The 20,265-nt window shown below is 65.9% G+C and carries 32 protein-coding genes; 1 reads left to right on the top strand and 31 read right to left on the bottom strand.

Features of this window, described 5'->3' with window-relative positions; genetic code table 11:
• Positions 1–108 precede the first annotated feature (108 nt).
• Positions 109–1,704, top strand: coding sequence for an amidase (locus tag ACT9AS_RS05130; protein WP_445099769.1), 1,596 nt, complete (start codon positions 109–111; stop codon positions 1,702–1,704).
• On the opposite strand, the gene ACT9AS_RS05125 is transcribed toward ACT9AS_RS05130, so the two are convergent.
• The 31 genes from ACT9AS_RS05125 to ACT9AS_RS04975 form a co-directional block, all read right to left on the bottom strand.
• Positions 1,705–2,832 (bottom strand): WD40/YVTN/BNR-like repeat-containing protein, encoded by a 1,128-nt coding sequence (locus tag ACT9AS_RS05125; protein ID WP_445099062.1) that lies wholly within the window; start codon positions 2,830–2,832, stop codon positions 1,705–1,707. It abuts the gene before it with no gap.
• Positions 2,833–2,882: 50 nt separating this feature from the next.
• On the bottom strand, positions 2,883–4,280 hold the full coding sequence (locus tag ACT9AS_RS05120; protein ID WP_445099061.1) for a class II 3-deoxy-7-phosphoheptulonate synthase: 1,398 nt from the start codon (positions 4,278–4,280) through the stop codon (positions 2,883–2,885).
• 121 nt (positions 4,281–4,401) lie between these two features.
• Positions 4,402–4,908, bottom strand: coding sequence for a disulfide bond formation protein B (locus ACT9AS_RS05115; RefSeq protein WP_445099060.1), 507 nt, complete (start codon positions 4,906–4,908; stop codon positions 4,402–4,404).
• A gap of 194 nt (positions 4,909–5,102) precedes the next feature.
• Entirely contained in the window at positions 5,103–5,477 is a 375-nt protein-coding gene (rplQ, locus tag ACT9AS_RS05110) for a 50S ribosomal protein L17 (RefSeq protein WP_445099059.1), read from the bottom strand.
• Between the two features lie 184 nt (positions 5,478–5,661).
• The gene (locus ACT9AS_RS05105) at positions 5,662–6,660 is read right to left on the bottom strand and encodes a DNA-directed RNA polymerase subunit alpha (protein WP_445099058.1); all 999 of its coding nucleotides are present in this window, start codon (positions 6,658–6,660) and stop codon (positions 5,662–5,664) included.
• A gap of 58 nt (positions 6,661–6,718) precedes the next feature.
• Positions 6,719–7,348, bottom strand: coding sequence for a 30S ribosomal protein S4 (rpsD, locus tag ACT9AS_RS05100; RefSeq protein WP_445099057.1), 630 nt, complete (start codon positions 7,346–7,348; stop codon positions 6,719–6,721).
• A gap of 14 nt (positions 7,349–7,362) precedes the next feature.
• Positions 7,363–7,755 carry a 30S ribosomal protein S11 gene (gene rpsK, locus ACT9AS_RS05095; protein ID WP_445099056.1) on the bottom strand — a complete coding sequence of 131 codons (393 nt, stop codon included), beginning with the start codon at positions 7,753–7,755 and terminating at the stop codon, positions 7,363–7,365.
• Positions 7,756–7,765: 10 nt separating this feature from the next.
• Positions 7,766–8,122 (bottom strand): 30S ribosomal protein S13, encoded by a 357-nt coding sequence (gene rpsM / locus ACT9AS_RS05090; protein WP_445099055.1) that lies wholly within the window; start codon positions 8,120–8,122, stop codon positions 7,766–7,768.
• A 355-nt stretch (positions 8,123–8,477) separates the two neighbouring features.
• Positions 8,478–9,815: a preprotein translocase subunit SecY gene (secY, locus tag ACT9AS_RS05085; RefSeq protein WP_445099768.1), complete on the bottom strand. Its 1,338-nt coding sequence runs from the start codon at positions 9,813–9,815 to the stop codon at positions 8,478–8,480.
• 28 nt (positions 9,816–9,843) lie between these two features.
• Positions 9,844–10,287 carry a 50S ribosomal protein L15 gene (rplO, locus tag ACT9AS_RS05080; protein ID WP_445099767.1) on the bottom strand — a complete coding sequence of 148 codons (444 nt, stop codon included), beginning with the start codon at positions 10,285–10,287 and terminating at the stop codon, positions 9,844–9,846.
• Complete coding sequence (gene rpmD / locus ACT9AS_RS05075) at positions 10,287–10,487, bottom strand: 50S ribosomal protein L30 (protein ID WP_445099054.1); 201 nt, start codon at positions 10,485–10,487, stop codon at positions 10,287–10,289. The genes rplO and rpmD overlap by 1 nt, the downstream gene beginning before the upstream one ends.
• Entirely contained in the window at positions 10,480–11,010 is a 531-nt protein-coding gene (gene rpsE / locus ACT9AS_RS05070; RefSeq protein WP_445099053.1) for a 30S ribosomal protein S5, read from the bottom strand. Before rpsE ends, rpmD begins: the two co-directional genes overlap by 8 nt.
• 135 nt (positions 11,011–11,145) lie before the next feature.
• Positions 11,146–11,499 carry a 50S ribosomal protein L18 gene (gene rplR / locus ACT9AS_RS05065; protein WP_445099052.1) on the bottom strand — a complete coding sequence of 118 codons (354 nt, stop codon included), beginning with the start codon at positions 11,497–11,499 and terminating at the stop codon, positions 11,146–11,148.
• 29 nt (positions 11,500–11,528) lie between these two features.
• Entirely contained in the window at positions 11,529–12,056 is a 528-nt protein-coding gene (gene rplF, locus ACT9AS_RS05060; RefSeq protein ID WP_445099051.1) for a 50S ribosomal protein L6, read from the bottom strand.
• A gap of 13 nt (positions 12,057–12,069) precedes the next feature.
• Complete coding sequence (rpsH, locus tag ACT9AS_RS05055; RefSeq protein ID WP_445099050.1) at positions 12,070–12,468, bottom strand: 30S ribosomal protein S8; 399 nt, start codon at positions 12,466–12,468, stop codon at positions 12,070–12,072.
• A gap of 136 nt (positions 12,469–12,604) precedes the next feature.
• Entirely contained in the window at positions 12,605–12,910 is a 306-nt protein-coding gene (rpsN, locus tag ACT9AS_RS05050; protein WP_445099049.1) for a 30S ribosomal protein S14, read from the bottom strand.
• 15 nt (positions 12,911–12,925) lie between these two features.
• Entirely contained in the window at positions 12,926–13,468 is a 543-nt protein-coding gene (gene rplE / locus ACT9AS_RS05045; protein WP_445099048.1) for a 50S ribosomal protein L5, read from the bottom strand.
• 11 nt (positions 13,469–13,479) lie between these two features.
• Entirely contained in the window at positions 13,480–13,794 is a 315-nt protein-coding gene (gene rplX, locus ACT9AS_RS05040; protein WP_445099047.1) for a 50S ribosomal protein L24, read from the bottom strand.
• Positions 13,795–13,809: 15 nt separating this feature from the next.
• On the bottom strand, positions 13,810–14,178 hold the full coding sequence (rplN, locus tag ACT9AS_RS05035; RefSeq protein WP_332615636.1) for a 50S ribosomal protein L14: 369 nt from the start codon (positions 14,176–14,178) through the stop codon (positions 13,810–13,812).
• A 16-nt stretch (positions 14,179–14,194) separates the two neighbouring features.
• On the bottom strand, positions 14,195–14,464 hold the full coding sequence (rpsQ, locus tag ACT9AS_RS05030; RefSeq protein ID WP_445099046.1) for a 30S ribosomal protein S17: 270 nt from the start codon (positions 14,462–14,464) through the stop codon (positions 14,195–14,197).
• A gap of 9 nt (positions 14,465–14,473) precedes the next feature.
• On the bottom strand, positions 14,474–14,659 hold the full coding sequence (gene rpmC / locus ACT9AS_RS05025; protein ID WP_445099045.1) for a 50S ribosomal protein L29: 186 nt from the start codon (positions 14,657–14,659) through the stop codon (positions 14,474–14,476).
• Positions 14,659–15,072 carry a 50S ribosomal protein L16 gene (gene rplP, locus ACT9AS_RS05020; RefSeq protein WP_332702905.1) on the bottom strand — a complete coding sequence of 138 codons (414 nt, stop codon included), beginning with the start codon at positions 15,070–15,072 and terminating at the stop codon, positions 14,659–14,661. The genes rpmC and rplP overlap by 1 nt, the downstream gene beginning before the upstream one ends.
• 6 nt (positions 15,073–15,078) lie before the next feature.
• Positions 15,079–15,804 carry a 30S ribosomal protein S3 gene (rpsC, locus tag ACT9AS_RS05015; protein WP_445099044.1) on the bottom strand — a complete coding sequence of 242 codons (726 nt, stop codon included), beginning with the start codon at positions 15,802–15,804 and terminating at the stop codon, positions 15,079–15,081.
• Positions 15,805–15,807: 3 nt separating this feature from the next.
• Positions 15,808–16,158, bottom strand: a complete 351-nt coding sequence (gene rplV / locus ACT9AS_RS05010) for a 50S ribosomal protein L22 (RefSeq protein WP_445099043.1) — start codon at positions 16,156–16,158, stop codon at positions 15,808–15,810.
• Between the two features lie 13 nt (positions 16,159–16,171).
• Entirely contained in the window at positions 16,172–16,438 is a 267-nt protein-coding gene (gene rpsS / locus ACT9AS_RS05005; RefSeq protein ID WP_445099042.1) for a 30S ribosomal protein S19, read from the bottom strand.
• Between the two features lie 6 nt (positions 16,439–16,444).
• Positions 16,445–17,272: a 50S ribosomal protein L2 gene (gene rplB, locus ACT9AS_RS05000; protein ID WP_445099041.1), complete on the bottom strand. Its 828-nt coding sequence runs from the start codon at positions 17,270–17,272 to the stop codon at positions 16,445–16,447.
• A 12-nt stretch (positions 17,273–17,284) separates the two neighbouring features.
• Entirely contained in the window at positions 17,285–17,581 is a 297-nt protein-coding gene (gene rplW, locus ACT9AS_RS04995) for a 50S ribosomal protein L23 (RefSeq protein ID WP_445099040.1), read from the bottom strand.
• Positions 17,578–18,183 carry a 50S ribosomal protein L4 gene (rplD, locus tag ACT9AS_RS04990; protein ID WP_445099039.1) on the bottom strand — a complete coding sequence of 202 codons (606 nt, stop codon included), beginning with the start codon at positions 18,181–18,183 and terminating at the stop codon, positions 17,578–17,580. Before rplD ends, rplW begins: the two co-directional genes overlap by 4 nt.
• A 2-nt stretch (positions 18,184–18,185) precedes the next feature.
• Positions 18,186–18,842, bottom strand: coding sequence for a 50S ribosomal protein L3 (gene rplC / locus ACT9AS_RS04985; protein WP_445099038.1), 657 nt, complete (start codon positions 18,840–18,842; stop codon positions 18,186–18,188).
• Between the two features lie 10 nt (positions 18,843–18,852).
• On the bottom strand, positions 18,853–19,164 hold the full coding sequence (gene rpsJ / locus ACT9AS_RS04980; RefSeq protein WP_027070119.1) for a 30S ribosomal protein S10: 312 nt from the start codon (positions 19,162–19,164) through the stop codon (positions 18,853–18,855).
• 345 nt (positions 19,165–19,509) lie between these two features.
• Positions 19,510–20,265 (bottom strand): elongation factor Tu (locus ACT9AS_RS04975; protein WP_445099037.1); only part of this gene is annotated, 756 nt, incomplete at its 5' end.

Genomic DNA, 20,265 nt, shown 5'->3' with positions numbered 1-20,265 from the left:
CGCTTCGGCGGGGTTTTTCGTATCCGGGCTCTGTCCCGGCACCTCCGGCACGGTGTCGGGCTATCCTCGGCGGGCCATCGTCAACCGGGAGTCGTGATGCGCCTGCTGATCTGCGCCGCCCTGTCCACCTGCCTGCTCGGCTGCGGCCATGTCCCACTGGACGCGCCACCATCGGCGCCGACGAACGACGATGCTGCGGCCGGGATCGTCGAGCTGGACATCGCGACGTTGCAGTCGCGGATGGCCGACGATGAACTCGACAGCCGCACGCTGACCCGCGCCTACCTCGACCGGATCGCCGCGATCGACGACGCCGGCCCGACCCTCAACGCGGTGATCGAAACCAGTCCGGATGCGCTCGACGAAGCCGCGGCGCTGGATTCCGAACGCCATGCAGGGCACCTGCGCGGGCCGCTGCATGGCATCCCGGTGCTGCTCAAGGACAATATCGACGCCACCCCTATGGTGAACTCGGCCGGCTCGCTGGCGCTGGCCGCACATCGACCAAAGGCCGACGCGCCCCTGGTGCGCGCGCTGCGCGAGGCCGGCGCGGTGGTCCTCGGCAAGACCAACCTCAGCGAATGGGCCAACTTCCGCTCGACCCGATCGAGCTCGGGCTGGAGTGCGCGCGGTGGCCAGACCCGCAATCCGTACGTGCTCGACCGCAGCCCCTGCGGCTCAAGCAGCGGCACCGGCGCCGCGATCGCCGCCAGCCTGGCCGCGGTGGGCGTCGGCACCGAGACCGACGGCAGCGTGATCTGCCCGGCGGCGATGAACGGCCTGGTCGGGATCAAGCCGACGGTTGGCCTCGTCAGTCGCAGCGGCATCATCCCGATTTCCGAATCCCAGGACACCGCGGGGCCGATGGCCCGCAGCGTCGCCGACGCCGCCCTGCTGCTGGGCGTGATGGCGAGCGCCGCCGACGACGCCGATGCCGCGACCGGAGCCGTGGCGACACATCGCCTGAAGGACTACACCGATGCACTGGACCCGGACGCGCTCCACGGCGCCCGGATCGGCGTGTTGCGCGATGCGATGGGCCGCAACCCCGACCTCGACGCGGCGATGGAGCGTGCGATCGCGGCGATGGAGGCCGCCGGCGCGACCGTGGTCGACAGCAAGCTCCCGACCGCCGGCGACTGGGACGACGCCGAGTACACCGTGCTGCTGTACGAGTTCAAGGATGGCCTCAACCGCTACCTGCGGGACAGCGGCGCGGCGGTCGGCTCACTGGCGGAACTGATCGAGTTCAACAAGGCCAATGCCGACCTCGAAATGCGGTGGTTCGGGCAGGAAATCCTGCTGCAGGCGCAGAAAAAGGGATCGCTCGACGAAGCCGACTATCGGGCGGCTGCGCGCAAGGCGAAGCGGCTGGCCGGACCGGAAGGCATCGATGCGGCACTGGAACACGACGACCTCGATGCGCTGGTCGCCCCCGCCACCGGCCCGGCATGGGTGACGGACCTGGTCAACGGCGACCATTTCGGCGGCGCCGGCTATGGCGCGGCCGCGGTGGCCGGCTATCCCAGCGTGACCGTGCCGATCGGCGACGTCCACGGCCTGCCGGTCGGCATGATCCTGATGGGACCCGAATGGAGCGAGGCGGAACTGATCGGGTTGGCCTACGCGCTGGAACAGGCGACCCGGGCACGCACCCCGCCCCGGTTCCTGCCGACCCTGTCGCCGCAAGCCGTCAACGACTGATCAATCGCCGCTGTCTCCGGCTGCGCTGGCCTGTGCGGTTTCGACCGGTGCCACGTCCGCTGTCACGGCGTCGGCCGCACCGACCGTGATCCGGGCGATCCGGCCGCCCTCTCCGCTGGCCCAGCCCGTGCCGCCGACAAGGTCGATCGCATCGAAACCCCGCGACGACACCGCCGTCCAGGCTTCACCATTCCACCAGTCGGTGCCCGAAGGACCGGTCGCGATGCAGTTGGCGTCGCCCGTGCAGGCGATGCCCGAACGGTAGCCGGCAGGGCCCGGTTGCTCCCGATATCCGAGCGTGGCGGAAACGCCCGGCGCGGGGTTTTTCGGCAATGACGCCAGCAGCCCGTCGGCGTCGGGCTGCTCGTAGTCGCCACCCACCGCGATGAACCCATGCGGCACGGAAGCCACCGAAAAATAGCCGGCCGACGGTACGGGCGCCGTGTCCGCGGCGGGCGTTGCCTGCCAGCGCGGGGGTTCGCCGTCTCCGGCGTCGATCAGGTAATGCGCCCGCGCCCTGGCGCCACCGGTGACGAACACGATGGTGCCGCCGCCCAACGCGATGCAGGTGCCACTGGCCGCGAACGCCGCCTCGCCGTCGGCGCCTTTCGGACTGCCGTCGCGCAACGCCCAGTGTTCGCCACCGTCGCGGGTCTCGAGGACCTGGAAACGGCCGTCCACGGGGTCGCCGAGGATCACTCCATGCGCGCCGTCAAACGCCATGCAGTCCAGGAACGCAGCGGGGTCGCGATTCTGAAACGCCAGTTGCCAACTCCGGCCACCGTCGGCGGTCCGATAGACACGCGACGCCTCGCCGGGACCGATGCTCAGTACCACCGCGCGGTTCGCATCGACGCCTTCGATGTCACGGAAGTCGAGGCCGGCCGCGCCGGGCACCCGGATGACCTGCCATTGCCGGCCACCGTCGACGGTCCGCAGCACCGTGCCGTCGCCACCGCTGGCCCAGGCGACCTTGTCGCTGACGGCGGACATCCCGCGCAGCCGTACGTCGACGCCGCTGTCCTGGGAGGCCAGAGTGACCCCCGGGAGGTGCCCGGACTGCGCCCAGGCATTTGCGGCAAGCGCCAGCAGCATCCCGCCCGCCGCAATGCGAAAAGAGATCGACATCGGTATGCCTGTTCTGCCATCGACTGGGCGCCGAGGCTAACACGGCGTCCTCAGCCGGCGCCTGCGGCCCCGCCGATGTTCGACTGCTTGCGCACGATCAGCATCGCCACCTCCAGCGCCTGCTCGTAGTTCAGGCGTGGATCGACGGTCGAATGGTACGCGCGCTCGAGGTCGGTCTCGGTGAGCTTGCGGGCGCCACCGAGGCATTCGGTGACATCCTCGCCGGTCAGCTCCAGGTGCACGCCGCCGAGGCGGGTGCCGGCCGCGGCGTGGAGGTCGAACGCCTGCTCCAGTTCGCTGCCGATGTTGGCGAACCGCCGGGTTTTGTACCCGTTGGTCGTGGCCTCGGTGTTGCCGTGCATCGGGTCGCATACCCACAGCACCTTGCGGCCATCGCGACGCACCGCATCCAGCAACGGCGGCAGCTTGTCGGCGATGTGGCCCGCGCCCATCCGGTGGATGAAGGTCAGGCGGCCGGGCTCGTCGTCGGGATTGAGGATGTCGGTCAGCCGCAGCAGCTGGTCGGGCGTTACCGTCGGCCCGACCTTGATCGCGATCGGGTTGCGGATGCCGCGGAAGTACTCGACGTGGGCGTCATCGGCCGCGGCGGTGCGCATGCCGATCCACGGGTAATGCGTGCTCAGGTTGAACCAGCCCCAGTGGCGCGGCACCTCGCGGGTCAGCGACTCCTCGTACGGCAGCAGCAACGCCTCGTGCGATGTGTAGAAGTCGACCCGGTTGAGGTTGTGCACCTCCTGGCCCGACAGCGTCTCCATGAAGCGCACCGCGTCGCCGATCGCGGTGACCATGCGCCGGTACTCGTCGGCCAGCGGCGAATGGCCGACCCAGCTGAGGTTCCAGTATTCGGGATGGTGCAGGTCGGCGAAACCGCCATCGATCAATGCGCGCACGAAGTTCATCGTCATCGCCGAACGCGCATGCGCCTTGATCATCCGGCGGGGATCGGGACGCCGTGCGGCGGCACTGAACTCCGGCGCGTTGACCATGTCGCCGCGGTAGGTCGGCAGGGCGATGCCGTCGATCGTCTCGGTGTCGGCCGACCGCGGCTTGGCGTACTGGCCGGCGAAGCGCCCGACCCGGACGACCGGCTTGCGCAGCCCGTGCACCAGCACCAGGCTCATCTGCAGCAGCACCTTGAGCCGGTTGGAGATCACGTCCGACGAGCAGGCGTCGAATGTCTCGGCGCAGTCGCCCCCCTGCAGCAGGAAGCGCTTGCCGTCCTGCGCGTCGGCGATCTGCTGTTTGAGCGCGAGGATCTCCCACGAGGTCACCAGCGGCGGAAGCCCGCGCAACTCGGCGAGCACGCCCGCCAGTTCGCCCTGGTCCGGGTAAGCCGGCAACTGCTTCGCGGTACGGCCACGCCAGGAGTTCGCGCTCCATTCGGTCGGCAGGTTGACGGGTTGCAGGTTGCGGTCGGGACTGGGCATGGTTGTCGTCGGGACGTGTTGCGAAGCAGCAAACCATCATCCGCCGACCACGCGGGCGCTGCAACGGTTACCTCGGCAACAATCGGTTATATCCACATTCCGGCGTGTCGCGCCGGCGAAGTCAGCCGCGCCGGAATGCCGCGTATGCGGCCCAGCCGGCCAGCAGCACGAACCAGAGCAGGCTCCAGGCGGGCATCGACAGGCCGAGGAAGGACCAGTCGACATTGGCGCATTCACCCGATCCGGTCATGACGGTCCGGATCACGCTGCCGATCGGCATGGCATCGAGCATGTAGTCCAGGCCGGGGCCGCATGACGGCACCTGGTCCGACGGCAGGTGCTGCAACCGTACGTGGTTGCCGGCAACCGCGATGCCACCGAACGACGCGAGCAGCGCCAGCACCCCGTAAACCCGCCGAGCGGTCACCCCGCGCGGTGCATGCAGCCCACCGGCCAGGAAGACCACTCCGAGCGCGGCGAACGCGACGCGCTGGAAAATGCACAGCGGGCAAGGCACCAGGCCGTCGTGGAACTGGGTATACAGCGCGTACGCGATCAGGCCGGCACACGCAAGGAAGCCGAGCAGGAAGCGGTTGCGGAATGAGGCGCGGAGGGCATCGGGATTCATGGGCCGACACGATACGAGTTTGCGGGGTGGCTGGAAAGACGCCTTCGGCACTTGCGCCAGCGGCCCGCATCACACACGCGAAAGCCCCGGGCGGGGCCGGGGCTTTCATGTCACCGCAATCCCGCCGCCACCGGAACGCGTCGCGACAGGAAAAGCATGTCCGACCGGCCTGGGCCGGTCGGGCAGGACGACGGTTACTCCGCCGCAGCCTGCGGACGGTCGACCAGCTCGACGTACGCCATCGGCGCGTTGTCGCCAGCGCGGAAACCGCACTTGAGGATGCGCAGGTAGCCGCCTGGACGCTCGCTGTAACGCGGGCCGAGTTCGACGAACAGGGTGCCGACCGCTTCCTTGTCGCGCAGGCGCGAGAAGGCGAGGCGGCGATTGGCGACGCCGTCCTTCTTGGCAAGGGTGATCAGCGGCTCGGCGAACCGGCGCAGTTCCTTGGCCTTGGGCAGGGTCGTACGGATGAGGCCGTGCTTGATCAGCGACGCAGCCATGTTGGTGAACATCGCATCGCGATGGGCACTGGTGCGGCTGAACTTGCGGCCGGATTTCTGGTGGCGCATGACTTGGATTCCTGATGAATGTTGCAGCTATTGAACGTCGTTGTCGCCATCGTGGCGTTGAAGCGGCGGACTGCGGATGGTCCTGGCCGGCCTTCCCTGACCGGGCCGCCGCGGGCTTCAGACCCGTCGGCTTGTTGCTGCGACGGCCATCCCCGCTTGCGCGGGAATGGCCGTGCGGTGGAACTCAGCCCATCATGCCGTGCGAGGCGATGCCCGCCGGCGGCCAGTTCTCGAGCTTCATGCCGAGCGAAAGGCCGCGCTGGGCAAGCACTTCCTTGATCTCGGTGAGCGACTTCTTGCCGAGGTTCGGCGTCTTGAGCAGCTCGACTTCGGTCTTCTGGATCAGGTCGCCGACGTAGTAGATGCTCTCGGCCTTGAGGCAGTTGGCCGAACGCACGGTCAGCTCGAGGTCGTCGATCGGACGCAGCAGGATCGGGTCGACGCCGCTGCTGGCCGGCTTCGCCGCGCCGCGGTCGCGGTGGGTGAAGTCGCCGAACACCGACAGCTGGTCGCTGAGGATGTCGGCGGCGGTGCGCACGGCTTCCTCGGCGTCGATCGTGCCGTTGGTCTCGATGTCGATGACCAGCTTGTCCAGGTCGGTGCGCTGCTCGACGCGGGCGGCTTCGACCGCATAGGCAACGCGGCGGACCGGGCTGAAGCTGGCGTCCAGCATCAGGCGACCGATGGCGCGGGTCTCCTCGTCCGGGCGGCGACGGGCGGCGGCGGGCTGGTAGCCGTAGCCGCGCTCGATCTTCAGCCGCATGTTGATCGCCATGTCCTTGGTCAGGTGGGCGATCACGTGCTCGGTGTTGAGGATTTCGACGTTGTGGTCGACCTTGATGTCGGCCGCGGTCACGATGCCCGGACCCTGCTTGGTCAGCGACAGCGTCGCCGACTCGCCGGTGTTCATCCGGATCGCGACGTCCTTGAGGTTGAGCAGGACTTCGAGCACGTCCTCCTGCAGGCCCTCGACCGTGGTGTACTCGTGGAGCACGCCGTCGATCTCGACTTCGGTGATAGCGAAGCCCGGGATCGACGACAGCAGCACGCGGCGCAACGCATTGCCCAGGGTGTGGCCGTAACCGCGTTCAAGCGGCTCGATCACCACCTTGGCGCGGTTGCCGGTGAGGCGTTCGATCTGGGGACCGCGGGGACGCAGTACCTGATTGGCGGTAACCGTCATGTTGTGGAGTCTCCTGCGAGCCAACGGCCGGGGGGCCGCAGGCTCAAGAACAGATGGATTACTTCGAGAACAGCTCGATGATCAGCGCTTCGTTGATGTCGGCAGGCAGATCGGTACGATCCGGAACCGCCTTGAACACGCCCGCGAACTTCTTGCTGTCGACCTCGACCCAGGACGGCGACAGGTCCATCTGCTGGGCGACGGTCAGCGACTCCTGCACGCGCAACTGCTTCTGCGCGCGCTCGGACAGCGCCACCGCGTCGCCGGCCTTGACCTGGTACGACGGCAGGTTGACGGACTTGCCGTTGACCGTGACGCCGCGGTGCGAGACCAACTGGCGGGCCGCCGGCCGGGTCACCGCGAAGCCCATGCGGTACACGACGTTGTCCAGCCGGGTCTCGAGGAGCTGCAGCAGGATTTCACCGGTGTTGCCGCGCTTGGCAGCGGCCTTCTTGTAGTAATTGCGGAACTGGCGCTCCAGCAGGCCGTAGATACGCTTGACCTTCTGCTTCTCGCGAAGCTGGTTGGCGTAGTCGGACAGCTTGCCGCGACGCAGGGTCGCGCCGTGCTGGCCGGGCTTCTGATCGAGCTTGCACTTCGAGTCAAGCGCGCGCGCCGGCGACTTCAGACCGAGGTCGACGCCTTCACGGCGGGAGAGCTTGCACTTGGGACCAATATAACGAGCCATTTGTCTTCAGCTCCTCAGACGCGACGCTTTTTCGGCGGACGGCACCCGTTGTGCGGGATGGGCGTCACGTCGATGATGTTGATGATCTTGTAGCCGACGTTGTTCAGCGAACGAACGGCGGACTCCCGACCCGGACCCGGGCCCTTGATGCGCACTTCCAGCGACTTGACGCCGTAGTCGAGCGCAGCGCGGCCGGCCTTCTCGGCGGCGACCTGGGCGGCGAACGGGGTCGACTTGCGCGAACCGCGGAAACCCGCGCCGCCCGAAGTCGCCCACGACAGCGCGTTGCCCTGGCGGTCGGTGATCGTGATGATGGTGTTGTTGAACGAAGCGTGGACGTGGGCGATGCCGTCGGTGACGACGCGCTTGATCTTCTTCTTCGTCTTGGACTGTGCTGGCTTGGCCATGATCTACCCCTTACTTCCTGATGGCCCGGCGCGGACCCTTGCGGGTACGTGCGTTGGTCTTGGTGCGCTGGCCACGCAGCGGCAGGCCGCGACGGTGGCGCAGGCCGCGATAGCAACCCAGGTCCATCAGGCGCTTGATCGACATGCCGATCTCGCGGCGGAGGTCGCCCTCGACCACGAACTTGCCGATCTCGGCGCGGATGCGCTCGACTTCCGGCTCGGACAGGTCGCGGATCTTGGTCGACGAATTGACGCCGGCCGAGTCGCACACCTGCTTCGAACGGGTACGGCCGATGCCGTAGATGCTCTGGAGCCCGACCCAGACATGCTTCTGGGCAGGCAGATTGACGCCCGCAATACGCGCCATAACGCGATCTCCAACTGGTTTGGCATCCGGGCCCTGACAACCCGGCGTACGTGAACACTCAAGCGAGTGAATCAGAAATGATATCAAAGTCTCGGGTTACAAGGAAGCACGGCCGCGCCTGAGCACAGCCCTGCCACGGCATGGGGAGTGTGCCCATGCTCCGGCGACGGATCCGGACTGCCGGGACGGACGGTGTCAAGCCGCCCTCCCCGACACCGCGCGCTACTCTGGCGCGCGGATCGGTCCGAACCCACCCGTGCGCGAGACCGCCGCCCGAGTCGCCCTGCTGGAACCCGGGAGCGGAGTCCCGGGGTTCCGTACAACTTGTCTTGCTTAAAACCGTGTCCCGATCCGATCAGCGCCCGGCCAGGCCGCCGCGGGATCCCTTCAGGTTGGACTTCTTCAACAGGCTTTCGTACTGGTGCGACATCAGGTGCGCCTGGATCTGCGAAATGAAATCCATCACCACCACGACCACGATCAGCAACGAGGTACCGCCGAAGTAGAACGAAATGCCCATCTGGCTGCGCATCACCTCCGGCAGCAAGCAGACCAGCACCAGGTACGCCGCACCGGCGGTGGTCAAGCGGGTCAGCACGCCATCGACGTAATCTGCGGTCGCCTTGCCCGGACGGATGCCCGGGATCAGCGCGCCCGACTTCTTGAGGTTGTCCGCGGTTTCCTGCGAATTGAACACCAGCGCCGTATAGAAGAACGCAAACCCGGCGATCATCCCGCCGTACAGCAGCATGTGCAGCGGCTCGCCCGGATTGAGCCACTGGCTCACCTTGAGCATGAACGACGTCGAGTCGCCCTGGCTGAACCACGTCGCCGCGGTCGCCGGGAACATCACGATGCTGGACGCGAAGATCGGCGGGATGACGCCCGACATGTTGAGCTTCAGCGGCAGGAACGAGGACTGGTTCATGTACGCGTTGCGGCCACCCTGGCGCCGTGCGTAGTTCACCGTGATCCGTCGCTGCCCGCTCTCGACGAACACCACGAAATAGGTGCAGCCGAACACGATTGCGGCCACCGCCAGCGCGGTCAGCGTACCCATTTCGCCGTTGCGGACCTGTTCGAACATGCCGAACACCGCCGACGGCAGGCCCGCCACGATGCCGGCGAAGATGATCAGCGACACGCCGTTGCCGACGCCGCGCTCGGTCACCTGCTCGCCCAGCCACATCAGGAACATGGTGCCGGCGGTCAGCGAAATCACCGCGGTCAGCACGAAGCCCATGCCGGGGCTGTACACCACCGGGATGCCCTGGCTGGCGCCGCCGGCCTGCAGCGCCGTCGCAATACCCCAGGACTGGAACACCGCGAGCGGGATCGCACCCAGCCGCGACCACTGGTTGATCTTGCGCCGGCCCGACTCGCCTTCCTTCTGGATGGCCTTCAGGCTCGGCAGGATCTGCACCATCAACTGCATGATGATGGACGACGAGATGTACGGCATCACGTTCAGCGCGAGCAGGCTGAAACGCTCGAGCGCACCACCGGAGAACATGTTGAACATGTCGACGATGGTGCCTTCCTGCGTTTCCATCAGCCGCAGCATGGCTTCGGGATTGACCCCCGGCACCGGGATGTAGCAACCGATGCGGTACACGATCAGTGCGCCGATCACGAACAGCAGGCGCTGGCGGAGCTCGGTGAACTTCCCGAGCCCGCCGCCCATGCCGGCCATAGCGTTACCGCTGCGCGCCATGCGTGGCTTACTCCTCGACCTTGCCGCCGGCGGCCTCGACCGCGGCCTTGGCACCGGCCGTGGCCAGCACGCCCCTGAGCACGAACTTCTTGGTCAGCTCGCCCTTGGCGACCAGCTTGGCCCGCTTGGCCCTGGCCGGCACCAGCTTGGCGGCGCGCAGCGCGGCGAAATCGATCTCGCCGGCCTCGAGCTTGTCCAGCTGGTACAGCAGCACTTCGGCGGTGTCGTCCTTCAGCTTGCTGCGGAACCCGACCTTCGGCAGGCGGATGTGCATCGGCATCTGGCCGCCTTCGAAGCCGGCGCGGATCTTGCCCTTGCCCGAACGCGCGAACGAACCCTTGTGGCCGCGACCGCAGGTCTTGCCCAGGCCCGAACCGATGCCGCGACCGACGCGCTTGCGGTCTTCGCGGGCGCCCTCTGCGGGCTTGAGAGTGTTGAGATGCATGGTGATTACTCCTCGACCCGGACCAGGTAGTGGACCGTGTTGATCAGGCCGCGAACCTGCGGGCTGTCCTTCAGTTCGCGCACGTCGTTGAGCTTGTTGAGCCCGAGCGCCTTGACCGACAGGCGGTGGCGGCCCTGGCTGCCACGCAGGCCCTTGACCAGGCGCACCTTGACGGTGCCGCCCTTGTTCTCACTGGACTTAGCCATGGTTCAGATCCTCGATCTTCTTGCCGCGCTTGGCCGCGATGCGAGCCGGCGAATGCATTTCCGACAGGCCGCGCAGGGTCGCGCGGACCAGGTTGATCGGGTTGCGCGAACCGATGGCCTTGGCCAGCACGTCCTTCACCCCGACCGCCTCGAGCACGGCGCGCATCGCACCGCCGGCGATCACGCCGGTACCCTCGGACGCCGGCTGCATGTAGACACGCGCCGCGCCGTGGCCGGACTTCACCGAGTGCCACAGGGTGCCGTTGTTGAGGTCGACGTTCATCATGCTCTTGCGGGCATATTCCATCGACTTCTGGATCGCGACCGGCACTTCGCGCGCCTTGCCGTAACCGAAGCCCACCTTGCCGGCGCCGTCACCGACCACCGTCAACGCGGTGAAGGTGAACTGGCGGCCGCCCTTGACGGTCTTGCTGACACGGTTGACCGTGATCAGCTTTTCGATCATGCCGTCGTCGATCTCGTCGCGGTTGCCACGCCCCCGCGAATCACGTTCGTTAGCCATCTTTTATCGTTCCTGGAATTGAGTGATGTTGCGGCTTGGCCGCTTATGGTTGTGAGTACGGCGGGTGTATCGCGGACAGGGAAGAATCCTGGCCGCGCCCGGCGCGAAACCGCGCCGGCGGCTGGAACAAAAAGCCTAGAACTGCAGGCCACCCTCGCGGGCGGCGTCGGCCAGGGCCTTGATGCGGCCGTGGTAGCGGTAACCGGAACGGTCGAACGCGACCTTCTCGATACCGGCGGCCTTGGCCTTCTCGGCGATCGCCTTGCCGACCTTGGTGGCGGCGTCGGCGTTCTTGCCGTTCTTCAGGCCTTCCTTCACGTCGGCCTGCACGGTCGAGGCGGCAGCCAGGACCTGCGAGCCGTCCGCGGTGAATACCTGGGCGTACAGGTGCTGGCCGGTGCGCAGCACCGACAGGCGCGGCACGCCGAGCTTGCGGATGTGCGAACGGGTCGACTTGGCGCGACGCAGGCGGGCGGTGTTCTTGTTCATTGTCTGATCCTCGAAAGCTGAAAGCCCGGTTAGGCCTTCTTGGCTTCCTTGCGAATGATGGTCTCGCCGGCGTACTTCACACCCTTGCCCTTGTAGGGCTCGGGCGGACGGAAGCCGCGAATCTTGGCCGCCACTTCACCGACGCGCTGCTTGTCGGAGCCCTGGACCACGACTTCGGTCTGGGTCGGGGTGGAAACGGTGATTCCTTCCGGAACCTTGAACAGCACCGGATGGGAAAAGCCCAGCGACAGGTTCAGGTCCTTGCCCTGCATCGCGGCGCGGTAGCCGACGCCGACCAGCTCGAGCTTGCGCTCGAAACCCTCGGACACGCCGTGCACCATGTTGGCGACGATCGCGCGCAGGGTGCCGGTCAGCGCGATGCGCTCCGGGTCCTGGGTCGACAACACGGCGTGGCCGTCCTCGATCTTGATCTCGATGTCGGCCGGCTTGGCGATCGACAGGGTGCCCTTCGGCCCCTTGACGGTGACGTTCTCGGCCTGGACGTTCAGTTCGACACCCTTGGCAAGGGCGATCGGCTTCTTGGCAACTCGGGACATGTTCGTTACTCCCTTAGGCCACAAAGCACAGGACTTCGCCGCCGACGCCCTGCTGGCGCGCCTGCGCATCGGTCATGATGCCCTTGGAGGTGGAAATGATGGCGACGCCGAGGCCACCCAGGACCTTCGGCAGGTCATCCTTGCCGCGGTACTGGCGCAGGCCCGAGCGCGAGAAGCGCTTCAGCTGCTCGATCACCGGCTTGCCTTCGTAGTACTTCAGCTCGATCTGCAGCTCGTTCTTGCCGCCGCCGATGTCGTTGACGGTGGAGCCGAGGATGTAGCCCTCGTCCTGCAGGACCTTGGCGATGGCCACCTTGATCTTGGAGGACGGCATCTTCACCGAGGGCTTGCCGACCGCGGCCGCATTGCGAATGCGGACGAACATGTCGGCGATGGGATCAGTCATGCTCATGTGTAATTACCTGATGAGTGCACCGATATCCGCGCGATTGCGAATTTCAGTTGTGACGCCACGGCCGGATAGCCGTGGCGCTTTGGCATTGCCAGCCGGCAAGTCTAGCAGACCCGCCGGCCGATTCGCCAGTTGATTACCAGCTGGCCTTGCGCAGGCCCGGCACGTCGCCGCGCATGGTAGCTTCACGCAGCTTGTTGCGGCCCAGGCCGAACTTCTGGTAAACGCCGCGCGAGCGGCCGGTCATGGCGCAGCGGTTGCGCTGGCGGCTCGGCGAGGAATCGCGCGGCAGCTTCTGCAGCTTGATCACGGCCTGCTCCTTCTCCTCGTACGACGCGGTCGGGCTGGAGATGATCTTCTTCAGCTCTTCGCGCTTGACCGCATACTTCGCGGCCAGCTTGGCCCGCTTGATGTCGCGGTTGACCATGGAGGTCTTTGCCATCTCTAAGTCCTCGAATTAATTGCGGAACGGGAAGCGGAACGCTTCCAGCAGGGCGCGCGCTTCGGCGTCGGTCTTCGCGGTCGTGGTGATCGCGATGTCCATGCCGCGCAGGGCGTCGACCTGGTCGTAATCGATTTCCGGGAAGATGATCTGTTCCTTGACGCCCATGTTGAAGTTGCCACGGCCGTCGAACGACTTGCCCGAGACGCCGCGGAAATCGCGGACGCGCGGCAGCGAGACGTTGACCAGACGGTCGAGGAACTCGAACATCTTGGCGCGGCGCAGGGTCACCTTGCAGCCGATCGGCCAGCCGTCGCGGATCTTGAACGAGGCCACGGACACGCGGCTCTTGGTCACGATCGGCTTCTGGCCGGAGATCTTGGCCATGTCGGCGACCGCGTTCTCCAGGATCTTCTTGTTGGTGGCGGCCTCACCCACACCCATGTTCAGGGTGATCTTGGTGACGCGCGGCACTTCCATCGGATTCTTGTAGCCGAACTTCTCGGTCAGCGCGGGGACGACTTCTTCTTTGTAGAACTTTTCAAGCCTGGTGGTCATTTCAGCATTCCTCAGGCGTCGACCGCCTCACCGCTGGAGCGGAACACACGCAGTTTGCGTCCATCCTCCAGCACCTTGACACCAACGCGCTCACCCTTGCCCGAGGCCGGGTTGAACAGCATCACGTTGGAAATGTGGATCGGCGCCTCGCGCTCGATCACGCCGCCCGGCTGGCCCGCCTGCGGGTTCGGCTTGGTGTGGCGCTTGATGATGTTGATGTTGGACACGACGACCTTGTCGCCGGCCACGCGCACCACATCACCCTTCTTGCCCTTGTCCTTGCCGGCGGTGACGATTACCTGGTCACCCTTCTTGATACGGTTCATGTCTTCTTCCTCCGCTCAGAGCACTTCAGGTGCGAGCGAGACGATCTTCATGAACTTCTCGGAACGCAGTTCGCGGGTCACAGGCCCGAAGATGCGCGTGCCGATCGGTTCCTGCTTGTTGTTCAGGAGCACGGCCGCGTTGCCGTCGAAGCGGATCAGCGAGCCGTCCGGGCGACGGACGCCCTTGCGGGTGCGGACCACGACGGCGTCATAGACGTCGCCCTTCTTGACCTTGCCACGCGGGATCGCGTCCTTCACGGTGACCTTGATGATGTCGCCGATACCGGCGTAACGGCGCTTGGAACCGCCAAGCACCTTGATGCACATCACTTCCTTTGCACCGGAGTTGTCGGCCACGCCGAGGTAGCTTTGCATCTGGATCATGGTTCAGCCCTCCTCGTTATTCGGCCGCGCGCGAGACGATCTCGACCACGCGCCAGTTCTTGGTCTTGGACATCGGCGCGATCTCGGTAACCCGGACCACGTCGCCCTCGTTGCACGTATTGTCGGCGTCGTGTGCATGCAGCTTGGACGAGCGACGGATGTACTTGCCGTACAACGCGTGCTTGACCTGGCGCTCGACGAGCACCGTGACGGTCTTGTCCATCTTGTTGCTGACGACCCGGCCTTCGACCGTGCGTACTGCCTTCTCTGTATTGTTGTCGGTCATGACAGGTCCTTACTTCTTCTGACCCAGCAGGGTGTTGACGCGAGCGATCTCGCGGCGAACCCGGCGGGTTTCATGGGTCTTGGCGAGCTGGCCGGTGGCCGCCTGCATGCGGAGGGCGAAGCTCTCCTTGTGCAGGTCGGTCAGGTGGGCCTGGAGCTCGTCGGCCGACTTTTCACGCAGTTGCTTGAGTTCCATCAGCGCACCGTCCGGGTCACGAAAGTGGTGGTCACCGAGAGCTTGGCCGCGGCCAGGCGGAACGCTTCGCGCGCCACGTCCTCCGCCACGCCCTCGATCTCGTAGATCATGCGACCGGGCTGGATCTGCGCGACCCAGTACTCGACGTTGCCCTTACCGGAGCCCATGCGGACCTCGATGGGCTTCTTGGTGATCGGCTTGTCGGGGAACACGCGGATCCACATCTTGCCGCCACGCTTGACGTAGCGGCTGATGGAACGGCGCGCGGCCTCGATCTGGCGCGCGGTGATCTGGCCGTGCGCGGTCGACTTCAGGCCGTACTCGCCGAAGCTGACGGCGTTGCCGCTCCAGGCCAGGCCATCGTTGCGGCCCTTGTGTACCTTCCGGTACTTCGTTCGCTTTGGTTGCAACATGATCCGTTACCTCTGTTCGCGCGGCGGACGGGGCGCACGGTCGCGGCGGTCGCCACGATCACTGCGCGGGCTGTCGTCCGGCTTTTCCTGGCCGACCTGGGAGAAATCGAAGATCTCGCCCTTGTAGACCCAGACCTTGATGCCGATGATGCCGTACGTCGTGCGGGCCTCGGCGAAGCCGTAGTCGATGTCGGCGCGCAGGGTGTGCAGCGGCACGCGGCCTTCGCGGTACCACTCCGAACGGGCGATTTCCGCACCGTTGAGGCGGCCGCCGACGTTGACCTTGATGCCCAGGGCGCCGAGGCGCATCGCGTTGCCGACCGCGCGCTTCATCGCGCGGCGGAACATGATGCGGCGCTCCAGCTGCTGCGCGATCGACTCGGCCACCAGCTGCGCGTCCAGCTCGGGCTTGCGCACTTCGGTCACGTTGATGTGCGCCGGGACGCCCATCATGTCGCTGACCTCTTTACGCAGCTTGTCGATGTCCTCGCCGCGCTTGCCGATCACCACGCCCGGGCGGGCGGTGTGGATCGTGACGCGGGCGTTGTTGGCCGGACGCTCGATGAAGATGCGCGAGATACCCGCCTGGGCGAGCTTCTTGCGCAGCATCTCGCGGACCTTGAGGTCGGCGATCAGGTATTCGGCGTACTGCTTCTTGCCGGCGAACCACTTGGAGTTCCAGTCCTTGGAGATACCAAGGCGGATACCGGTCGGATGAACTTTATGACCCATGAGTTACTTCCCCTCGCCGACGACGACGGTGATGTGGCTGGTGCGCTTGAGGATGCGGGTACCGCGTCCCTTCGCACGGGCCATGAAACGCTTCAGCGTCGGACCTTCGTCGACCATGATGGTCGTGACCTTGAGTTCGTCGATGTCGGCGCCCTGGTTGTTCTCGGCGTTGGCGATGGCGGACTCGACGACCTTGCGGATCATCGAGGCGGCCTTCTTGTCGGAGAACTTCAGCAGGTTGACCGCTCGCTCGGCCGACAGGCCGCGCACCTGGTCGGCGACCAGGCGAGCCTTCTGGGCGGAGATGCGGGCGCTGCGCAGGACGGCCTTGGCGCCATTGTCATTTGAAGACATAGTGGTCATCTCCTTAGCGGCTCTTCTTGTCGGCCGCGTGACCCTTGAACGTACGGGTCAGGGCGAACTCGCCGAGCTTGTGGCCAACCATGTTCTCGTTGACCAGCACCGGGATGTGGTTGCGACCGTTATGCACGGCGATGGTGTAACCCACCATCTCCGGCAGCACCATCGAGCGGCGCGACCAGGTCTTGATCGGGCGTTTGTTGTTGGCCGCGGCCTCCACCTTCTTGATGAGGTGGTGGTCGACGAACGGGCCTTTCTTGAGTGAACGTGCCATTGCCGATTAGCTCCTGCGATCGCGAACGATGAACTGCTGCGTACGCTTGTTCTTGCGAGTCTTGTAACCCTTGGTCGGCACGCCCCACGGGGTGACCGGATGCGGGTTGCCCTGGCCAGCCTTGGCCTCACCACCGCCGTGCGGATGGTCGACCGGGTTCATGGCCGCGCCGCGGACGGTCGGCTTGACGCCGCGCCAGCGCTTGGCACCGGCCTTGCCGAGCTTCTCGAGGCTGTGCTCGTTGTTGCCGACTTCACCGATGGTGGCGCGGCACTCGGCCGGCACCCGGCGCATTTCGCCGGAGCGAAGGCGCAGGGTGGCGTAGCCCTGCTCGCGGGCGACCAGCTGCACGCCGGCACCGGCGGCACGCGCGATCTGCGCACCCTTGCCCGGCTTCATCTCGATGCAGTGCACGGTGGAACCCATCGGGATGTTGGTCAGCGGCAGGGTGTTGCCGACGCGGATCGGCGCATCACGGCCGGCGATCACCTGGTCGCCATCCTTCAGGCCCTTCGGCGCGATGATGTAGCGACGCTCGCCATCGACGTAGCACAGCAGGGCGATGTGGGCGGTGCGGTTGGGATCGTATTCGATCCGCTCCACGCGCGCCGGGATGCCTTCCTTGTTGCGCTTGAAATCGATGATGCGGTAGTGCTGCTTGTGGCCACCGCCGATGTGGCGGGTGGTGATGCGACCGTGGTGGTTGCGGCCACCGGTCTTGCTCTTCTTCTCGACCAGTGCAGCGTGCGGCGCGCCCTTGTGCAGGCCCGGCGTCACCACACGGACCGCGGAACGGCGGCCGGGCGAGGTGGGTTTGAAAGTCATCAATGCCATGGGTCTTTATCCTCAGGCCTTGGCCATCACGTCGATCGACTGGCCATCGGCCAGCTTCACGTATGCCTTGCGCCAGTCGGGACGACGGCCCATGCGGAACTTGAAGGCCTTGGACTTGCCCTTCACGTTGACCACATTGACGGCCTCGACCTTGACGTCGAACAGCTTTTCCACGGCGACCTTGATGTCGGCCTTGGTCGCGGTCGTCGCCACTTCGAAGACATATTGGTTGGAAACTTCCTGCAGGCGCGCGGTCTTCTCGGACACGCGCGGCGCACGGATTACGTTGTAGAGCTTGGCGTCGTTCATGCCAGCCACTCCTCGATCTTCTTGACCGCGTCGGCGGTGACCACGACCGAGTCGGCGCCAACCAGCGCGACCGGATCCAGGCCCTGGACGTCACGGACTTCCACGTAAGGCAGGTTGCGCGCCGAGAGGTACAGGTTCTCGGTGGCGTCCTCGGTGACCAGCAGCGGACGGCGGCCGGCCTCGAGCTCCTTGAGCTTGGCGACCATGCCCGAGGTCTTCGGCGACTCCAGGTCGAGCGACTCCACGACCGTGATGCGGCCCTGGCGGTTGAGCTCGGACAGGATCGACGCGATCGCGGCGCGGTACATCTTGCGGTTGACCTTCTGGCCGAAGCTGCGCGGCTTGGCCGCGAAGGTCACGCCACCGCCGATGAAGATCGGGGCCGTCAGCGCGCCATGACGCGCACCGCCGCCCTTCTGCTTCTTCGACTTCTTGGTGGTACCGGCGACCTCCGAACGGGTCTTCTGCGCCTTGGTGCCGGCGCGACCGGCGTTGCGGTAGGCAACGACCACCTGGTGGACCAGGTCCTCGCTGAACTCGCGGCCGAAGATCTCGTCGGAAACCGACAGCGTCTTCTTGCTGTTGTTGATGGCAAGTTCCATCGTCATGCTCCCTTGCTCGTCGGACGCACGATCACATCGCCGCCCGGCGCGCCCGGCACCGCGCCCTTGATCGCGATCAGGCCGCGCTCGGCGTCGACCTTGACCACTTCCAGGCCCTGGGTGCTCTGCTGGACCGAACCCATGTGGCCGGACATCTTCTTGCCCGGGAACACGCGGCCCGGGGTCTGCCGCTGGCCGATCGAGCCGGGGGCGCGATGCGACAGCGAGTTACCGTGGGTGGCGTCGCCCATCTTGAAGTTCCAGCGCTTGATCGTGCCCTGGAAGCCCTTGCCCTTGGTGATGCCCTGGACGTCGACGATCTGGCCGGCTTCGAAGATGTCGGCCTTGATCTCGCCGCCGACATTGAAGTCGCCGATCTTGTCGGCTTCCACGCGCAGCTCCCACAGGCCACGACCGGCGTCGACCTTGGCCTTGGCCAGGTGGCCGGCCTCGGGCTTGTTGATCAGCGACGCGCGCTTGACGCCCGCGGTGACCTGCACGGCACTGTAGCCGTCGGACTCGAGGGTCTTGATCTGGGTGATCCGGTTCGGGGTCGCCTCGATGAGGGTCACCGGCACGGACTTGCCGTCTTCAGTGAAGAAGCGGCTCATGCCGGCCTTGCGACCGACGATGCCCAGCGAATATTTCTTCGCAGTCATGTTGGTGGCCTCAGGTCAGCTTGATCTGGACGTCGACGCCCGCCGCGAGTTCGAGCTTCATCAGCGCGTCCACGGTCTTGTCGTTGGGGTCGACGATGTCGAGCACGCGCTTGTGCGTGCGGGTCTCGTACTGGTCGCGCGCGTCCTTGTCGACGTGCGGGGATACGAGGATGGTGTAACGCTCGATCTTGGTCGGCAGCGGAATCGGGCCGCGCACTTGTGCGCCGGTCCGCTTCGCCGTCTCGACGATCTCGCTGGCCGAGCGGTCGATCAGACGATGATCGTACGCCTTCAGCCGAATCCGGATCTTTTGGTCCGCCATGACGGTGTTCCTTGGTTTAAAGAGCGACGGGCCGGTGACTGGGTGCACCGAACCCCGATGGACTGCAAATGCCGGCTCGCGCAAAGCGCTACCGGCTCCTCAAAAATCAAGGCAGGCCGGTTTCCCGGCCCGCCCAGACGGAATCTTCGAACGCATGACACCGTCGTGGCCGGGCGGACCCGGAACGAAACGGCACCATGCGACATGTCCCTGTCTGGCGAATACGAGGTGCTTCCTGCCCCTCATTTCGCTGGTTCATGGGCCCGGCGAAGTCGCCAGGCCCATGGTGGTCGCGCATTCTAGCTGGTTTTCAGCGCGGGGTGCAACACCACCCCGAACACACGCTTACTTGATGATCTTGGAGACGACGCCGGCGCCGACGGTGCGACCGCCTTCGCGGATCGCGAAGCGCAGGCCTTCGTCCATCGCGATCGGGTTGATCAGCGTCACCACCATCTTCACGTTGTCGCCCGGCATCACCATCTCGACGCCTTCGGGCAGCTGCACCGCACCGGTGATGTCGGTGGTACGGAAGTAGAACTGCGGACGGTAGCCCTTGAAGAACGGCGTGTGGCGGCCGCCCTCGTCCTTGCTCAGCACGTACACTTCGCCTTCGAAGTCGGTGTGCGGCTTGATCGAGCCCGGCTTGCACAGCACCTGGCCACGCTCGACGTCGTCACGCTTGGTGCCGCGCAGCAGCAGGCCGGCGTTGTCACCCGCCTGGCCCTGGTCCAGCAGCTTGCGGAACATTTCCACGCCGGTGACGGTGGTCTTCTGGGTGTCGCGGATACCGACGATCTCGATTTCCTCGCCCACCTTGATCACGCCACGCTCGATGCGGCCGGTCACCACGGTGCCGCGGCCCGAGATCGAGAACACGTCCTCGACCGGCATCAGGAAGCTCTTGTCCACGTCGCGCTCCGGCTCCGGGATCCAGCTGTCCAGCGCCTCGACCAGCTTGATGATCGCCGGCACGCCGATCTCGCTCTGGTCGCCTTCCAGCGCCTTCAGCGCCGAACCGTGCACGATCGGGGTGTCGTCGCCCGGGAAGTCGTACTTGCTCAGCAGCTCACGCACTTCCATCTCGACCAGCTCGAGCAG

It is taken from the genome of Lysobacter sp. F60174L2 (assembly GCF_052547135.1).
The sequence above is the reverse complement of the archived record's forward strand: the minus strand, read 5'-3'. Positions and strand labels throughout refer to the sequence as shown.

Coding starts and splice junctions, on each gene's coding strand:
- rpsQ (WP_445099046.1), bottom strand. CDS start 14,464: ATGACCGACAACAATACAGAGAAGGCAGTACGCACGGTCGAAGGCCGG.
- rplD (WP_445099039.1), bottom strand. CDS start 18,183: ATGGAACTTGCCATCAACAACAGCAAGAAGACGCTGTCGGTTTCCGAC.
- ACT9AS_RS05115 (WP_445099060.1), bottom strand. CDS start 4,908: ATGAATCCCGATGCCCTCCGCGCCTCATTCCGCAACCGCTTCCTGCTC.
- secY (WP_445099768.1), bottom strand. CDS start 9,815: ATGGCCGGCATGGGCGGCGGGCTCGGGAAGTTCACCGAGCTCCGCCAG.
- ACT9AS_RS05125 (WP_445099062.1), bottom strand. CDS start 2,832: ATGTCGATCTCTTTTCGCATTGCGGCGGGCGGGATGCTGCTGGCGCTT.
- rpsE (WP_445099053.1), bottom strand. CDS start 11,010: ATGGCTAACGAACGTGATTCGCGGGGGCGTGGCAACCGCGACGAGATC.
- rplB (WP_445099041.1), bottom strand. CDS start 17,272: ATGGCATTGATGACTTTCAAACCCACCTCGCCCGGCCGCCGTTCCGCG.
- ACT9AS_RS05120 (WP_445099061.1), bottom strand. CDS start 4,280: ATGCCCAGTCCCGACCGCAACCTGCAACCCGTCAACCTGCCGACCGAA.
- rpsK (WP_445099056.1), bottom strand. CDS start 7,755: ATGGCCAAGCCAGCACAGTCCAAGACGAAGAAGAAGATCAAGCGCGTC.
- rplQ (WP_445099059.1), bottom strand. CDS start 5,477: ATGCGCCACCAGAAATCCGGCCGCAAGTTCAGCCGCACCAGTGCCCAT.
- rpmD (WP_445099054.1), bottom strand. CDS start 10,487: ATGGCTAAGTCCAGTGAGAACAAGGGCGGCACCGTCAAGGTGCGCCTG.
- rpmC (WP_445099045.1), bottom strand. CDS start 14,659: ATGGAACTCAAGCAACTGCGTGAAAAGTCGGCCGACGAGCTCCAGGCC.
- rpsM (WP_445099055.1), bottom strand. CDS start 8,122: ATGGCGCGTATTGCGGGCGTCAATCTGCCTGCCCAGAAGCATGTCTGG.
- rplE (WP_445099048.1), bottom strand. CDS start 13,468: ATGACCACCAGGCTTGAAAAGTTCTACAAAGAAGAAGTCGTCCCCGCG.
- rpsC (WP_445099044.1), bottom strand. CDS start 15,804: ATGGGTCATAAAGTTCATCCGACCGGTATCCGCCTTGGTATCTCCAAG.
- rplR (WP_445099052.1), bottom strand. CDS start 11,499: ATGAACAAGAACACCGCCCGCCTGCGTCGCGCCAAGTCGACCCGTTCG.
- ACT9AS_RS05105 (WP_445099058.1), bottom strand. CDS start 6,660: ATGACGGTTACCGCCAATCAGGTACTGCGTCCCCGCGGTCCCCAGATC.
- rpsN (WP_445099049.1), bottom strand. CDS start 12,910: ATGGCAAAGACCTCCATGGTCAACCGCGACATCAAGCGGGCCAAGCTG.
- rpsJ (WP_027070119.1), bottom strand. CDS start 19,164: ATGGCGGACCAAAAGATCCGGATTCGGCTGAAGGCGTACGATCATCGT.
- rpsS (WP_445099042.1), bottom strand. CDS start 16,438: ATGGCACGTTCACTCAAGAAAGGCCCGTTCGTCGACCACCACCTCATC.
- rplN (WP_332615636.1), bottom strand. CDS start 14,178: ATGATCCAGATGCAAAGCTACCTCGGCGTGGCCGACAACTCCGGTGCA.
- rplV (WP_445099043.1), bottom strand. CDS start 16,158: ATGTCTTCAAATGACAATGGCGCCAAGGCCGTCCTGCGCAGCGCCCGC.
- rplF (WP_445099051.1), bottom strand. CDS start 12,056: ATGTCCCGAGTTGCCAAGAAGCCGATCGCCCTTGCCAAGGGTGTCGAA.
- rplP (WP_332702905.1), bottom strand. CDS start 15,072: ATGTTGCAACCAAAGCGAACGAAGTACCGGAAGGTACACAAGGGCCGC.
- rplX (WP_445099047.1), bottom strand. CDS start 13,794: ATGAACCGTATCAAGAAGGGTGACCAGGTAATCGTCACCGCCGGCAAG.
- rplW (WP_445099040.1), bottom strand. CDS start 17,581: ATGAACGACGCCAAGCTCTACAACGTAATCCGTGCGCCGCGCGTGTCC.
- rpsD (WP_445099057.1), bottom strand. CDS start 7,348: ATGGCTCGTTATATTGGTCCCAAGTGCAAGCTCTCCCGCCGTGAAGGC.
- rpsH (WP_445099050.1), bottom strand. CDS start 12,468: ATGAGCATGACTGATCCCATCGCCGACATGTTCGTCCGCATTCGCAAT.
- rplC (WP_445099038.1), bottom strand. CDS start 18,842: ATGACTGCGAAGAAATATTCGCTGGGCATCGTCGGTCGCAAGGCCGGC.